This is a genomic window from Streptomyces sp. RLA123, from assembly GCF_056270165.1.
In genome coordinates this window covers 2,437,714-2,453,304 of sequence record NZ_JBWDOR010000003.1, presented here as the reverse complement: position 1 = coordinate 2,453,304, position 15,591 = coordinate 2,437,714, and the positions used below count along the sequence as shown (strand labels likewise).

The window sequence follows — 15,591 nt, the reverse complement described above, 5'->3', positions numbered from 1 at the left end:
GACGGCCGGCTGTCGGTCCGGCCCCGGCGGGACGTGTCGTGCATGTCACACCGCCGCCGCGGCGTCGGCTTCGGCAAGCGGATCGCCCTCGCCTTCGGCGAGAAGCGGGCGGCCCTGCGGCCCGGACTCCTCGTGCGCGGGACGAGAGCGAGGACAAGGCCCCCGAGGCGGCCCCCAGCGTCGCCGTCACCATCGGCCGGGTCCCCCTGACCGGGCCAGTGCCGCCCGGAACCCGCCGGGTCCCTCGGGGCCGACCTGGAGGCGCCCCAGGCCACCGCGGCCGAGGCCCGTTTCGAGGAGGCCGCCGCGACCACGCGCTCCGCCGCCCGGGCCGGCCGCGGCATCGAGGTGGTGGGGACGTCATCGTCCCCGAGAGGACAAGCGCGACACGGACCCGAGCAGCCCAAGCCCCGGAGTCGGGGCTTTCCTTGCAAGAAGCTCCCCGCCGCGAGGGCCGCCCGGAGGCCAGGAGGTTCACCCGGCCCCGGTTGCCCGCCCGCTCCACGATCCCCGAGGTCTCCTGGCGGCGCCGGGACCGGGGTTCCCCCCTGCCGGCGGCCGGGAGCTGAGCCTCTCGCTCGCTCAACCAGCGTACCCAGGGCGGGAAACGCGGTTGCAGGGCCCGCGGTCCGCGAGGCCCTGCAATGGCAACGGCGACGACGTCCTAGCGCGGCCCGGCGGCCCAGGCCTCTATGGCGTCGGCGGCCTGGTCGAAGGCTTCCGCGCGGCCCAGGAAGTCCGCGTTGTGGTCGGTCAGCAGCGGGCGCAGCCGCTCACCGCCGGCGCGGGTGACCACCAGCGCCTGGCCCTGCACCGTCCGCGGCATCGCGAGCCACTTCACCGGCTGCTGCACCGTACGGACCGAGTCCACCCGCTCCCACGGCAGCGTCACCGTGTGGAACAGCCTGACCTGCCGCACACCCCGGGCGCTCACCCAGAACCCCACGTGCAGCATGCGCAGCACGGCGACGATCACCAGCACCGCGCCGCCGGCCGTCCACGTCACACCGGACCCGCTTCCGGCGAGGCCCATGACCACGGCGGCGAAAAGCATGTACGAGGCGAGCACCAGCAGCAGCGCCGCCACCGCGACCCGCCAGGGGCCCGGCCGGTACGGACGCGTCCACCGGTCCACGGACCGATAGGGGAGTGCGGCGTCGGCGTCAGCGAGGTGCTCGTCATGGCCGCTTTCCGCGGCGAGGAAGGGCAGAGACACACGGTGAGGCTATAGGGGACTGTCGGACCGGGCCACCGCTGGTCGGCCACCGTCGGCCTTTGCGCCGCTTTGCGGCGCGTGCGGGTGTTGTCGGCGATGTCGGTGCTGTCGGGCGCTGTCGGCGCCGGCCAATAGGCTGGTCGCCGTCCACAGCGCCAGAGGAAGGACGCCCGGTGACCGACACCCCCGCCGACGATTCCGCCGATTCCGTGCAGTTCCGTGATGACGTGACCGTCGAACTCGTCAAGCACAGTGCCTCGGACTCCGACGTCCTGTGGGCCGCTCGCGTGTCCACCGCGGGCGAGCAGTCCCTCGCGGAGCTCACCAAGGACCCCGAGCGGTCCAAGGGTCTGCTCAACTACCTCATGCGGGACCGCCACGGCAGCCCCTTCGAGCACAACTCGATGACCTTCTTCGTGAGCGCCCCGATCTTCGTCTTCCGCGAGTTCATGCGCCACCGGGTCGGCTGGTGCCTCGCCGGCGACACCGAGATCACGCTGGAGAGCGAGGCGGGCACCCTCCGGCGCAGGAGCATCAGCGAACTGCACCGCTTGTGGCACCTGGGCGTCGAGGACCGGCTGCCGGCCTCCGCCGGCGGCGTGACCTGGCATCCCGCGGCGGGCCGGTGGCGGGCGGAGGTCCGTCGGGGTGACGAGAGCCACTACCTCGGCCTGTACGAGAGCCGGGAGGCCGCCGACAGCGCGGTGGTCGAGTTCCGCGAGCAGGACCCCGGCACCCGGCTGCGCACGCTGGAGTCGGTCCGCCGCAACCAGGTGCGCTGCTACGACGAGGAGACCCTGCTGCCGCAGCGGGCCCGGATCACCGACGTGATGGAGTCGGGCGTCAAGCAACTCCTCAAGATCACCACGGCTTCGGGCCGCGTCCTGCGCTGCTCCGTGGACCACGCCGTCCTGACGCCCGAGGGCTGGGCGAAGGCCGGCGAGCTGGCCGTGGGCGACGCCGTGCTCGGCGCGGGCCCCGAGCGTGAGCCCTCGCGGCCGACGGTGCCCCCGGCCCTGGCGCGCGGTATCGGGGTGTGGACCTCCCGGCAGCGCGAACGCCTGATCGGCGCGACCGGTACCTGCCACCTGTGCGCCCGCTCCTTCCCCCGCGAGGAACTGGCACTGAACCACCGCGTCCCCGTCGCCGCGGACCTCGCCCTCGCCCTGGACGAGAGCAATCTGGCTCCCGTCTGCGAGGAGTGCCACACCCGCAGGAGCGGCGAGGAGCAGGCGCTCGCCCGGGGCGCAGCGATGACCGGTACGGCCCTGCCCGACCGCATCGTCTCCGTCACGCAGGACGCCGAGGAGATGACCTACGACCTGTCGGTCGAGGGCCCGTGGCACAACTTCCTCGCCGACGGCATCGTCGTGCACAACTCCTACAACGAGGAGTCAGGCCGCTACCGTGAGTTGCAGCCGGTGTTCTACGTACCCGGCGAGGACCGCAAGCTGGTGCAGCAGGGGCGGCCGGGGAAGTACGAGTTCGTGCACGGCTCCCACGAGCAGCACAAGGCCGTCAGCGAGGCCATGGAGGCCTCCTACCGCCAGTCGTACGAGGCCTACCAGAACATGCTGGCCGCCGGCGTGGCCCGCGAGGTGGCCCGGGCGACGCTTCCCGTCGGCCTGTTCTCCTCGATGTACGCCACGTGCAACGCCCGCTCCCTGATGCACTTCCTGGGCCTGCGCACCCAGCACGAGCTGGCCAAGGTGCCGTCCTTCCCGCAGCGGGAGATCGAGATGGTCGGGGAGCGGATGGAAGCCGAATGGGCGAAGCTCATGCCGCTCACGCACAGTGCCTTCAACGCGAACGGCCGGATCGCACCGTAGCGCTGCGCCACTCATCCGGAATGTTCCGATTGCCGGGTTTCCTGCAGTTCGTCTAGTCTGCAGAAACGGATTCCGGTGCTGCTTGAACCCCCGAGCAGGCAGCGCCGGAGTCCTCCTCGCAGGTCCCGAGGGGTCCTCCGGACACCTGCACCGAGTAGCGTTGTACTCATGGCTCCGACCTCCACTCCGCAGACCCCCTTCGGGCGGGTCCTGACCGCAATGGTCACGCCGTTCACCGCGGACGGTGCTCTCGACCTCGACGGCGCGCAGCGGCTCGCCGCGCACCTGGTCGACGCAGGCAATGACGGCCTGGTCGTCAACGGCACCACCGGTGAGTCCCCGACCACCAGTGACGTGGAGAAAGAGCAGCTCGTCCGGGCCGTCCTGGAAGCGGTCGGGGACCGCGCCTTCGTGGTGGCCGGCGTCGGTACCAACGACACCCACCACACCGTCGAACTGGCCCGCCAGGCCGAGCGGGCCGGCGCGCACGGCCTGCTCGCGGTCACGCCGTACTACAACAAGCCCCCGCAGGAGGGCCTGTACCGGCACTTCACCACCGTCGCGGACGCCACCGGCCTGCCGGTCATGCTCTACGACATTCCCGGCCGCAGCGGCGTGCCCATCGAGACCGAGACCCTCGTCCGGCTCGCCGGGCACCCCCGCATCGTGGCCAACAAGGACGCCAAGGGCGACCTCGGCGCCGCGAGCTGGACGATCAGCCGCAGCGGTCTCGCCTGGTACTCCGGCGACGACATGCTGAACCTGCCGCTGCTGTCCGTCGGTGCCGTCGGCTTCGTCTCCGTCGTGGGACATCTGGTCACCCCTGAGCTCTGCGCCCTCCTGGAGGCGTATCTCTCCGGTGACGTCCACAAGGCGACCGAGATCCACCAGAAGCTGCTCCCCGTCTTCACCGGGATGTTCCGCGCCCAGGGCGTGATCACCACCAAGGCCGCACTGGCCTGGCGGGGACTTCCGGCCGGACCGCTGCGACTGCCGCTGGTCGGCCTCGACGCGCTCGGCGAGGCGGCGACGGCGCAGCTGAAGAACGATCTGGCCGCCGGCGGGGTACAGCTGTAACCACAGACTTAAAAACTGAATATCGACCATGAGAAGTACCCGACAGAAGAAAGCACGATGTCACACGCGTCCCGTGCCCCCGGGGGATTCCCCCGGGGGATGCGGCGTGTGTGGTGAGGAGAGACTTTGAGCCATCCGCACCCTGAGCTCGGCCCGCCCCCCGCGCTGCCCACGGGCGGCCTGCGGATCACCCCACTCGGCGGTCTCGGCGAGATCGGCCGGAACATGACGGTCTTCGAGTACGCGGGACGCCTGCTGATCGTGGACTGCGGGGTGCTCTTCCCGGAGGAGGAGCAGCCCGGAGTCGACCTGATCCTTCCGGACTTCACGTCGATCAGGGACCGCCTGGACGACATCGTCGGCATCGTCCTGACGCACGGCCACGAGGACCACATCGGCGCCGTCCCCTTCCTCCTGCGGGAGAAGGACGACATCCCGCTGATCGGTTCCAAGCTGACCCTCGCCCTGATCGAGGCCAAGCTCGCAGAGCACCGGATCCGGCCGTACACCCTCGAGGTCGCCGAGGGGCAGAGCGAGCGCATCGGCCCCTTCGACTGCGAGTTCGTCGCCGTCAACCACTCCATCCCCGACGCACTGGCCGTCGCCATCCGGACCCCGGCCGGCATGGTCGTGCACACCGGCGACTTCAAGATGGACCAGCTGCCGCTCGACGGCCGTCTCACCGACCTGCACGCGTTCGCGCGGCTGTCGCAGGAGGGCATCGACCTGCTGCTGTCGGACTCCACCAACGCCGAGGTCCCCGGCTTCATCCCGCACGAGCGGGACATCCTGCCGGTGCTCCGGCAGGTTTTCGCCAAGGCCGAGAAGCGCATCATCGTGGCCAGCTTCGCCAGCCACGTGCACCGCATCCAGCAGGTCCTGGACGCGGCCCACGAACGCGGCCGCAAGGTCGCCTTCATCGGACGCTCCATGGTCCGCAACATGGGCATCGCCCGCGACCTCGGCTACCTCCGTGTCCCGCACGGCCTGGTCGTCGACGTCAAGGCGCTCGACGACATCCCCGACGAGCGGGTCGTGCTGGTCTGCACCGGCTCGCAGGGCGAACCCATGGCGGCGCTCTCGCGCATGGCCAACCGGGACCACCAGATCCGCATCGTCGAGGGCGACACCGTGGTCCTGGCGTCCTCGCTCATCCCCGGCAACGAGACCGCGGTGTACCGCGTGATCAACGGCCTGACCCGCTGGGGCGCCCACGTGGTGCACAAGGGCAACGCCAAGGTGCACGTCTCCGGCCACGCCTCCGCGGGCGAGCTGTTGTACTTCTACAACATCTGCAAGCCGCGCAATCTCATGCCGGTCCACGGTGAATGGCGCCATCTGCGGGCCAACGCCGACCTCGGTGCGGCGACCGGCATTCCTAAGGAGCGCTGCGTCATCGCCGAGGACGGTGTCGTCGTCGACCTCGTGGACGGCGTCGCCAAGGTCGTCGGCAAGGTCCAGGCGGGGTACGTGTACGTCGACGGGCTCTCCGTCGGCGACGTCACCGAGAGCTCGCTCAAGGATCGCCGCATCCTTGGTGAGGAAGGCATCATCTCGGTCTTCGTCGTCGTGGATGCGAGCACCGGCAAGCTCGTCGGCGGCCCGTTCATCCAGGCCCGCGGCTCGGGTATCGACGACGAGGCCTTCGCCGCGGTACTCCCCAAGGTCGAGGAGTCCTTCGCCCGCGCGGCATCCGACGGCGTCGCCGAGGTGCGTCAACTGCAGCAGCTCATCCGCCGCTCCGTCGGGAAGTGGGTCTCCGACACCTACCGCCGGCGGCCGATGATCCTCCCTGTGGTCGTGGAGGTCTGACGATCCACCAGGAGCGGGCCGCCCCGATTTGCATCGGGGCGGCCCGCTCCAGTACGTTGTCACAACCCCCGGGACGAAACATCGCGGAAACGTGTGTCCTCGAAATCCGGTGGTAAATCCGACGGAAAGCATCTGCTAAAGTCGGTGAAGCGGGAAAGCCGAAAGGCCGGAACGCAAAAGCAGGAAAGCAAGAATCCCCGCCGGCGGGAATCAGGCCCGAAAGAGTCTGATAAGCTGGTGACAACGAAGGGAAAGCCCGGAGGGGCCGGTGAAACGGTCTCGAAGGAAGCTTCCGTTCCTTGAGAACTCAACAGCGTGCCAAAAGTCAACGCCAAATATGTTGATACCCCGTCTTCAGACCGTACGGTCTGGGGCGAGGTTCCTTTGAAGAAAAACACAGCGAGGACGCTGGGCACGTCGGGATTATTCCTCCCGATGGTGCCGCTCTCGTGAAGACATTCACGGAGAGTTTGATCCTGGCTCAGGACGAACGCTGGCGGCGTGCTTAACACATGCAAGTCGAACGGTGAAGCCCTTCGGGGTGGATCAGTGGCGAACGGGTGAGTAACACGTGGGCAATCTGCCCTGCACTCTGGGACAAGCCCTGGAAACGGGGTCTAATACCGGATATTACCTTCCCCTGCATGGGGGTTGGTGGAAAGCTCCGGCGGTGCAGGATGAGCCCGCGGCCTATCAGCTTGTTGGTGGGGTAATGGCCTACCAAGGCGACGACGGGTAGCTGGCCTGAGAGGGCGACCGGCCACACTGGGACTGAGACACGGCCCAGACTCCTACGGGAGGCAGCAGTGGGGAATATTGCACAATGGGCGAAAGCCTGATGCAGCGACGCCGCGTGAGGGATGACGGCCTTCGGGTTGTAAACCTCTTTCAGCAGGGAAGAAGCGAAAGTGACGGTACCTGCAGAAGAAGCACCGGCTAACTACGTGCCAGCAGCCGCGGTAATACGTAGGGTGCGAGCGTTGTCCGGAATTATTGGGCGTAAAGAGCTCGTAGGCGGCTTGTTGCGTCGATTGTGAAAGCCCGGGGCTCAACCCCGGGTCTGCAGTCGATACGGGCAGGCTAGAGTTCGGTAGGGGAGATCGGAATTCCTGGTGTAGCGGTGAAATGCGCAGATATCAGGAGGAACACCGGTGGCGAAGGCGGATCTCTGGGCCGATACTGACGCTGAGGAGCGAAAGCGTGGGGAGCGAACAGGATTAGATACCCTGGTAGTCCACGCCGTAAACGTTGGGAACTAGGTGTGGGCGACATTCCACGTCGTCCGCGCCGCAGCTAACGCATTAAGTTCCCCGCCTGGGGAGTACGGCCGCAAGGCTAAAACTCAAAGGAATTGACGGGGGCCCGCACAAGCGGCGGAGCATGTGGCTTAATTCGACGCAACGCGAAGAACCTTACCAAGGCTTGACATACACCGGAAACACTCAGAGATGGGTGCCCCCTTGTGGTCGGTGTACAGGTGGTGCATGGCTGTCGTCAGCTCGTGTCGTGAGATGTTGGGTTAAGTCCCGCAACGAGCGCAACCCCTGTCCTGTGTTGCCAGCGGATTATGCCGGGGACTCACAGGAGACCGCCGGGGTCAACTCGGAGGAAGGTGGGGACGACGTCAAGTCATCATGCCCCTTATGTCTTGGGCTGCACACGTGCTACAATGGCCGGTACAATGAGCTGCGATACCGCGAGGTGGAGCGAATCTCAAAAAGCCGGTCTCAGTTCGGATTGGGGTCTGCAACTCGACCCCATGAAGTCGGAGTCGCTAGTAATCGCAGATCAGCAGTGCTGCGGTGAATACGTTCCCGGGCCTTGTACACACCGCCCGTCACGTCACGAAAGTCGGTAACACCCGAAGCCGGTGGCCCAACCCGTAAGGGAGGGAGTCGTCGAAGGTGGGACTGGCGATTGGGACGAAGTCGTAACAAGGTAGCCGTACCGGAAGGTGCGGCTGGATCACCTCCTTTCTAAGGAGCATCTAGACCCTTTCGGGGGTCCAGAGCCACTACGCCGGCAAATGTTCGGCGGTGGTCAGCTCATGGGTGGAACGTTGACTATTCGGCACGGTCTTGAGGGTTCACTAGTACTGCTTCGGCGTGGAATGTGAATCTGATGGGGCCGGGTCGGGCGCGCTGTTGGGTCCTGAGGGCACGGAAGTGTTCTCGGTTGTGGACCGGACTCGGAGAGCCTCGCGTTTGTGGGGGGATCTGGGTGACGGGTCGTTGTTTGAGAACTGCATAGTGGACGCGAGCATCTATGGCCAAGTTTTTAAGGGCGCACGGTGGATGCCTTGGCACCAGGAACCGATGAAGGACGTGGGAGGCCACGATAGGCCCCGGGGAGCTGTCAACCAAGCTTTGATCCGGGGGTGTCCGAATGGGGAAACCCGGCAGTCGTCATGGGCTGTCACCCATACCTGAACACATAGGGTATGTGGAGGGAACGCGGGGAAGTGAAACATCTCAGTACCCGCAGGAAGAGAAAACAACCGTGATTCCGGGAGTAGTGGCGAGCGAAACCGGATGAGGCCAAACCGTATGTGTGTGATACCCGGCAGGGGTTGCGCATGCGGGGTTGTGGGATTGTACTTCAGTCGTCTGCTTAGCGGCTGGGCGAGTCAGAAACCGTTGATGTAGGCGAAGGACATGCGAAAGGTCCGGCGTAGAGGGTAAGACCCCCGTAGCTGAAACATCAACGGCTTGCTTGTACAACTCCCAAGTAGCACGGGGCCCGAGAAATCCCGTGTGAATCTGGCGGGACCACCCGCTAAGCCTAAATATTCCCTGGTGACCGATAGCGGATAGTACCGTGAGGGAATGGTGAAAAGTACCGCGGGAGCGGAGTGAAATAGTACCTGAAACCGTGTGCCTACAAGCCGTGGGAGCGTCGCATGCAAGCTTGCTTGTATGTCGTGACTGCGTGCCTTTTGAAGAATGAGCCTGCGAGTTTGCGGTGTGTGGCGAGGTTAACCCGTGTGGGGTAGCCGTAGCGAAAGCGAGTCCGAATAGGGCGACTTTAGTCGCACGCCCAAGACCCGAAGCGGAGTGATCTAGCCATGGGCAGGTTGAAGCGTGGGTAAGACCGCGTGGAGGACCGAACCCACCAGGGTTGAAAACCTGGGGGATGACCTGTGGTTAGGGGTGAAAGGCCAATCAAACTCCGTGATAGCTGGTTCTCCCCGAAATGCATTTAGGTGCAGCGTCGCGTGTTTCTTGCCGGAGGTAGAGCACTGGATAGGCGATGGGCCCTACCGGGTTACTGACCTTAGCCAAACTCCGAATGCCGGTAAGTGAGAGCGCGGCAGTGAGACTGCGGGGGATAAGCTCCGTGGTCGAGAGGGAAACAGCCCAGAGCATCGACTAAGGCCCCTAAGCGTACGCTAAGTGGGAAAGGATGTGGAGTCGCACAGACAACCAGGAGGTTGGCTTAGAAGCAGCCACCCTTGAAAGAGTGCGTAATAGCTCACTGGTCAAGTGATTCCGCGCCGACAATGTAGCGGGGCTCAAGCGTACCGCCGAAGTCGTGTCATTGCAGCAATACTCCCAACGGAGGCTGTGATGGGTAGGGGAGCGTCGTGTGCCGGGTGAAGCGGCCCTGTAAGGGAGTCGTGGACGGTTCACGAGTGAGAATGCAGGCATGAGTAGCGATACAAGAGTGGGAAACTCTTGCGCCGATTGACTAAGGGTTCCTGGGTCAAGCTGATCTGCCCAGGGTAAGTCGGGACCTAAGGCGAGGCCGACAGGCGTAGTCGATGGACAACCGGTTGATATTCCGGTACCCGCTTTGAAGCGCCAACGTCGAACCCTCTGATGCTAAGCCCGTGAAGCCGCCGGCTGATTCTTCGGATGATGTCGGAGTGGTGGAGCCGGTGACCCAAGGTGGTAGTAGGTGAGCGATGGGGTGACGCAGGAAGGTAGTCCAGCCCGGGCGGTGGTTGTCCCGGGGTAAGGGTGTAGGCCGAGTGGTAGGCAAATCCGCCACTCATTAAGGCTGAGACCTGATGCCGAGCCGATTGTGGTGAAGTGGATGATCCTATGCTGTCGAGAAAAGCCTCTAGCGAGTTTCATGGCGGCCCGTACCCTAAACCGACTCAGGTGGTCAGGTAGAGAATACCGAGGCGTTCGGGTGAACTGTGGTTAAGGAACTCGGCAAAATGCCCCCGTAACTTCGGGAGAAGGGGGGCCATTGCTGGTGAGGGGACTTGCTTCCCGAGCTGGTGGTGGCCGCAGAGACCAGCGAGAAGCGACTGTTTACTAAAAACACAGGTCCGTGCGAAGCCGTAAGGCGATGTATACGGACTGACGCCTGCCCGGTGCTGGAACGTTAAGGGGACCGGTTAGCTCTGATTCGTCGGGGCGAAGCTGAGAACTTAAGCGCCAGTAAACGGCGGTGGTAACTATAACCATCCTAAGGTAGCGAAATTCCTTGTCGGGTAAGTTCCGACCTGCACGAATGGCGTAACGACTTCTCGACTGTCTCAACCACAGGCCCGGTGAAATTGCACTACGAGTAAAGATGCTCGTTTCGCGCAGCAGGACGGAAAGACCCCGGGACCTTTACTATAGCTTGATATTGGTGTTCGGTTCGGCTTGTGTAGGATAGGTGGGAGACTGTGAACTCCAAGCGCCAGCTTGGGGGGAGTCAACGTTGAAATACCACTCTGGTCGTGCTGGATGTCTAACCTCGGTCCGTGATCCGGATCAGGGACAGTGTCTGGTGGGTAGTTTAACTGGGGCGGTTGCCTCCTAAAGTGTAACGGAGGCGCCCAAAGGTTCCCTCAGCCTGGTTGGCAATCAGGTGTTGAGTGTAAGTGCACAAGGGAGCTTGACTGTGAGACTGACGGGTCGAGCAGGTACGAAAGTAGGGACTAGTGATCCGGCGGTGGCTTGTGGAAGCGCCGTCGCTCAACGGATAAAAGGTACCCCGGGGATAACAGGCTGATCTTCCCCAAGAGTCCATATCGACGGGATGGTTTGGCACCTCGATGTCGGCTCGTCGCATCCTGGGGCTGGAGTCGGTCCCAAGGGTTGGGCTGTTCGCCCATTAAAGCGGTACGCGAGCTGGGTTTAGAACGTCGTGAGACAGTTCGGTCCCTATCCGCTGTGCGCGTAGGAGTCTTGAGAAGGGCTGTCCCTAGTACGAGAGGACCGGGACGGACGAACCTCTGGTGTGCCAGTTGTCCTGCCAAGGGCATGGCTGGTTGGCTACGTTCGGGAGGGATAACCGCTGAAAGCATCTAAGCGGGAAGCCTGCTTCGAGATGAGGACTCCCACCCCCTTGAGGGGTTAAGGCTCCCAGTAGACGACTGGGTTGATAGGCCGGATGTGGAAGCCCAGTAATGGGTGGAGCTGACCGGTACTAATAAGCCGAGGGCTTGTCCGTAGGTTGCTCGCGTCCACTGTGTAGTTCTGAAACAACGAACCCCGGCTTTTTTGTGCCGGTGCCGGTTCGACAGTTTCATAGTGTTTCGGTGGTCATAGCGTTAGGGAAACGCCCGGTTACATTTCGAACCCGGAAGCTAAGCCTTTCAGCGCCGATGGTACTGCAGGGGGGACCCTGTGGGAGAGTAGGACGCCGCCGAACAATTTTTCAGCCGTGCCCCCGGACTTCTGTCCGGGGGCACGGCTATTTGTTTGAGCAACACCCGTTGTTCATGTTCAGCTCAGCAGCTACTCACCGGTCACCGTAATCCTGACGATGACGGGCAAGTGGAGGTGGGCCTGATGCAGCAGTTCCTGGAACAGGGTGCTGAAGTCGCAGCGCTGGAGGACGAGTTCTCCTCGGCGGTGGATGATCGCCATGCTGTCGCGGTCGATTCCGCGACCGCCGCCCTTCAGCTCGCGCTGCTGTCGCTGGGTATCGGTGCCGGCGAGGAAGTGATCCTCCCGTCGTTCGCCCCGGTGGAGACCGCGGACGCCGTGCGGCTGGTCGGTGCGGTGCCGGTGTTCGCGGACATCGATCCGCTGACGTTCTGTCTGGACCCGGAGGCGGTCGCCGCGGCGATCACGCCGCTGACCGTGGCGATACTGCCGGTGCACCTGTTCGGTCATCCCGCGGCGGTCGACCAGCTCGCGGACCTCGCGGCGCGGCACGGCCTGGCGATCGTCGAGGACGCCACCCAGGCACAGGCCGCGACACTGGCGGGCCGCCGGGTCGGCACCTACGGCGCGCTGAGCGTCTTCGCGCTGGCGGAAGGCGCCATGGTGACCACGGAGCACCCCGAACTCGCCACCTGCGTCAAGCGCTTGAGGGACGGTGCCCACGCGGCGGCGCGGCTCGCCGACAACAGGGCCGCCATGGGCCGTGCCGGGCTGCGCAAGCTGGACGGTTCGGTCGCGCGGCAGCGGGCCCACTGCCGGTATCTGGACTCCGCCCTGACGGGCGTGCTGGTGCCGTACGTCGAGCCGGGCGCGCACCACGTCTACCACCGCTACACGGTGCGCATACCCGGCAACGGCCGTCCCGACCGGGACGCGTTCGCGATGGCCCTGGCGTCCCGTGGCGTGCGGGCGGACGTGAGCATCCCGACCCCTTTGCACCGGCTGCCGAAGTACCGGTCGCAGTCCTTCCTGCCGCGAACGGAGGCGGCGTCGGGCGAGACGCTGTCTCTGCCGGTCCACCCCGGGCTCACGGAGAAGGAGTTGAAGCGGATGGCCGAGGCGTGCAACACCCTCGGCGGACTGCTCTGAGCGTACGTCGTGCGGATTTCCGAACCCGGCGCCTCATGGGTTAAGATCCTTCACGTCGACGCGCCCCAATAGCTCAGTCGGTAGAGCGTCTCCATGGTAAGGAGAAGGTCTACGGTTCGATTCCGTATTGGGGCTCAGAGAAAGAAGGCCCCCGCCATTCGGCGGGGGCCTTTTTCGTTGGCCGTCGTCGGCCACTCGTGGCCTCTCATGGCCTCTTCTGGCTGTCGTGCGCAGGCGCGTGCTACGCGGGCAGCTCCGGAACGCGCATGGCGAGAATGGCCATGTCGTCGGAGGGCGCGTCGGAGGCGAAGCGCTCCACGGCGCGCTGGATACGGGCGGCGACGGCGCCGGCGGTGAGACCGGTGCAGGTGGCCAGGACATCGGCGAGACCGTCGTCACCGAGCATGCGGGTGCCCTCGCGGCGCTCGGTGACGCCGTCGGTGACGCAGAGCAGGACGTCCCCGGGGGCGAGGGTGACGTTCTGCTCGACGAGTTCGAGGTCCTCGATCACGCCGAGCAGGGGCTGGGGCTCCGCCGCGGACTCGACGGCGCCGGTCTGGCGCAGGCGGAGCGGCAGGGGGTGGCCGGCGCAGACGACCTTCAGCTCGGCGCTGCCGTCGGCTTGGGGCCACAACTCGCCGTACAGGAGGGTCAGGAAGCGGCTGCGGGAGCCCTCGTCGAGGATGGCCGCGTTGAGGCGTTCCAGGACGGACGGGCCGCTGAAGCCCTCGCGGGCGAGCAGGCGCAGCGCGTGCCGGGCGAGGCCGGTGACGGCCGCGGCCTCGGGACCGGTGCCGCACACGTCGCCGATGGCGAAGCCCCAACAGCCCTCGCGGATCGGGAAGACGTCGTAGAAGTCGCCGCCGACCTCATTGCCCTCGCCCGCCGCGCGGTAGACCACCTCGACCTCGACACCGGGGATCACGGGCAGGCCGGGCGGCAGCAGGCTGCGCTGGAGGGACTGGCTGATGGCGGTGCGCTCGCTGTAGAGGCGGGCGTTGTCCAGGGCGAGGGCGGCCCGGCGGGACAGGTCCTCGGCGAGCTCGAGGATCTCCTGACGGAAGCGTTCGTCGGCGGCCTTGCCGAGGGTGAGCATCCCGATGACGCGGTTGCGGGCCACCAGGGGCAGCACGACGGTCTCGCCGCCGACCGCCGCGGCGGTCGCCAGGGCCGCGCCCGGGCCGGTGGAGGGGCGCCCCGCCTCGCCGAGCCCGAGGCTGCGCAGGGAGGCGCGCAGGGCCGTGGAGTGGGCCGCGTCCCCCGGCGCCGTCCAGACGCGGGCGCCCGGGGTGGGGTCGGGCTGGGGCGGGGCGACGCGGGAGAGCAGCGCCTTGATGCCGTCGATCCGGTCCTCGTCCTCGTGCAGGACGAAGGCGAGTTCGGGCTCGGTGGACTGGTCGGCGATGGTGTAGACGGCGCACCAACTGGCCAGCGTGGGCACCGTCATCTGGGCCATGAGCGCGAGGGTCTGGTCGCGGTCCAGGGTGCCGGCCAGCAGGTCGGAGGCCTCGACGAGGAAGGACAGCGAGCCGCGGCGCAGGCGTTCCAGCTCCGTGAGCCGGGCGCTCTCGACGGCGAGGGCGATGCGGTCGGCGGCGAACTGGAGGCGCAGCGCCTCCTCGTTGCTGTAGCGCCCGGGGATCTCGGCGGCGACGCCGAGCGACCCGGTGAGGCGTCCCTCGACCTTGAGGGGCACGGTGACGACGGACCGCATGCCGGTGCCGGCGAGGAGCGGGACGGCGCCCGGAACGGCCGTCAGGTCCTCGTGGACGGCCGGCATGCGGGCGCTGCCGTAGCGGCCGGTGCCGGCCTCGACGGGGACGCGGGCGAAGCGCTGGCGGGCCGAGGGGAGGCCGGTGGAGGCGCGCACCTCCAACTCGGTCTCGTCGTCCGTGGCGAGCAGCAGATAGGCGGCGTCGCCGTCGAGCATGTCGCGGGCGCGTTCCACGGTGCGCTGGAGTAGGCCGTCGAGGTCGTCGGGCGCGGGGGAGCCGATGAACGACTCGAAGGGGTCGACGGCCTTGCCGCGGTCCATGCCGCCGTCGGCGGAGACGACGCCGCGCCCGGGATTCTGCAGCACGGCCCGAGCGTCCTCGCGCACCAGCAGGCAGACGGTGGAGGGTTCGCCTGAGGTGTCGCGTACCCGCAAGTGGGTGCCGTACACCGGCATGATGCGGCCGTCGGCGCCACGGACGCCGTAGCTGCCCTCCCAGCGGGAGAGCCGCAGGGCTTCAGCGATGCCGTGGCCGGTGCCGGGGGTCTGCGGCCAGGCGGCGAGATCCCCGAGCGGCTTGCCCACGATCTGCTCGTCGGGGTGGCCGAAGAGTTCGGCGGCGTCCTGGTTCCAGCGCGTGATGATGCCGCTGCGGTCGACCTGGACGACGGCGACGCGGACCTGCTCGTCGGCCAGCGGCAGCGCGGCAGCGGGCAGGGCCGGTCCGGCGGAGCGCGTCCCCGCGGGGCGCTGGGGCAGGTCCAGATGGAACCAGACGTGTTTGTTGGCCGGCGTGTACTCCACGCCCCAGCGGGTGGCCAGCGCCGAGCACAGGAGCAGGCCGCGGCCGCCCTCGTGGTCCGGGTGGATCTGCCTCTTGGCGTCGTGCAGGGGGAGCTCGCGCTCGGGGTAGCGGTCGGCGACCTCGATGCGCACGGCGGATTCGTAGCGAAGGCACTGGACGTCGGCGGCGGTTCCCGCGTGGACCACGGCGTTCGTGACCAGTTCGCTGGTGAGGACGACGGCGTCGTCGACGACCTCGGCGAAGCCCCAGCCCTGAAGGGTGTCGCGGACGAAAGCGCGTGCGGTGGCGACCGAGCGTCCCACCGGCTCGAAGGTGGCCGCTGCGCGCGCCGTGATCACAGATCTCCTTGTTTGTCCGGGGACGTCACTATTGGCCATCCGCTGTACTGTCACCACCGGCCCCCACTTCGAGGTGTACGCCCGGCCCAAGGTGGGCAACCG

5 protein-coding genes, 1 tRNA gene, 3 rRNA genes and 3 pseudogenes are annotated in these 15,591 nt (G+C 66.4%); 10 read left to right on the top strand and 2 right to left on the bottom strand.

All coding sequences use genetic code 11. The annotated features are described in order from the left end of the window. Positions 1 to 664 precede the first annotated feature (664 nt). Positions 665 to 1,216, bottom strand: a complete 552-nt coding sequence (locus RV983_RS10935; RefSeq protein ID WP_475985597.1) for a hypothetical protein — start codon at positions 1,214 to 1,216, stop codon at positions 665 to 667. Between the two features lie 173 nt (positions 1,217 to 1,389). Between RV983_RS10935 and RV983_RS10930 the strand changes: the two are divergent. The 10 genes and pseudogenes from RV983_RS10930 to RV983_RS10885 form a co-directional block, all read left to right on the top strand. Then, positions 1,390 to 1,686: pseudogene (locus RV983_RS10930) on the top strand (FAD-dependent thymidylate synthase); the annotation flags it as partial. Next, positions 1,666 to 2,592, top strand: a pseudogene (locus RV983_RS10925) (HNH endonuclease); the annotation flags it as partial. The pseudogenes RV983_RS10930 and RV983_RS10925, both read left to right, overlap by 21 nt. A 3-nt stretch (positions 2,593 to 2,595) precedes the next feature. Next, positions 2,596 to 3,045 (top strand): annotated as a pseudogene (gene thyX / locus RV983_RS10920) (FAD-dependent thymidylate synthase); the annotation flags it as partial. A gap of 168 nt (positions 3,046 to 3,213) precedes the next feature. Further along, positions 3,214 to 4,122: a 4-hydroxy-tetrahydrodipicolinate synthase gene (gene dapA / locus RV983_RS10915; protein ID WP_475985596.1), complete on the top strand. Its 909-nt coding sequence runs from the start codon at positions 3,214 to 3,216 to the stop codon at positions 4,120 to 4,122. 126 nt (positions 4,123 to 4,248) lie between these two features. Then, complete coding sequence (locus tag RV983_RS10910) at positions 4,249 to 5,934, top strand: ribonuclease J (protein WP_475985595.1); 1,686 nt, start codon at positions 4,249 to 4,251, stop codon at positions 5,932 to 5,934. Between the two features lie 458 nt (positions 5,935 to 6,392). Next, positions 6,393 to 7,910 (top strand): 16S ribosomal RNA (locus RV983_RS10905). A 291-nt stretch (positions 7,911 to 8,201) separates the two neighbouring features. Further along, positions 8,202 to 11,325, top strand: a 23S ribosomal RNA gene (locus RV983_RS10900). An 84-nt stretch (positions 11,326 to 11,409) separates the two neighbouring features. Next, a 5S ribosomal RNA gene (gene rrf, locus RV983_RS10895) occupies positions 11,410 to 11,526 on the top strand. Together the 16S, 23S and 5S rRNA genes form the textbook arrangement of a ribosomal RNA operon. A gap of 125 nt (positions 11,527 to 11,651) precedes the next feature. Beyond that, positions 11,652 to 12,632: a DegT/DnrJ/EryC1/StrS family aminotransferase gene (locus RV983_RS10890; protein WP_475985594.1), complete on the top strand. Its 981-nt coding sequence runs from the start codon at positions 11,652 to 11,654 to the stop codon at positions 12,630 to 12,632. 62 nt (positions 12,633 to 12,694) lie between these two features. Next, a tRNA-Thr gene (locus RV983_RS10885) sits at positions 12,695 to 12,767 on the top strand. Positions 12,768 to 12,873: 106 nt separating this feature from the next. On the opposite strand, the gene RV983_RS10880 is transcribed toward RV983_RS10885, so the two are convergent. Next, positions 12,874 to 15,489 carry a SpoIIE family protein phosphatase gene (locus RV983_RS10880; RefSeq protein WP_475985593.1) on the bottom strand — a complete coding sequence of 872 codons (2,616 nt, stop codon included), beginning with the start codon at positions 15,487 to 15,489 and terminating at the stop codon, positions 12,874 to 12,876. Positions 15,490 to 15,591 lie beyond the last annotated feature (102 nt).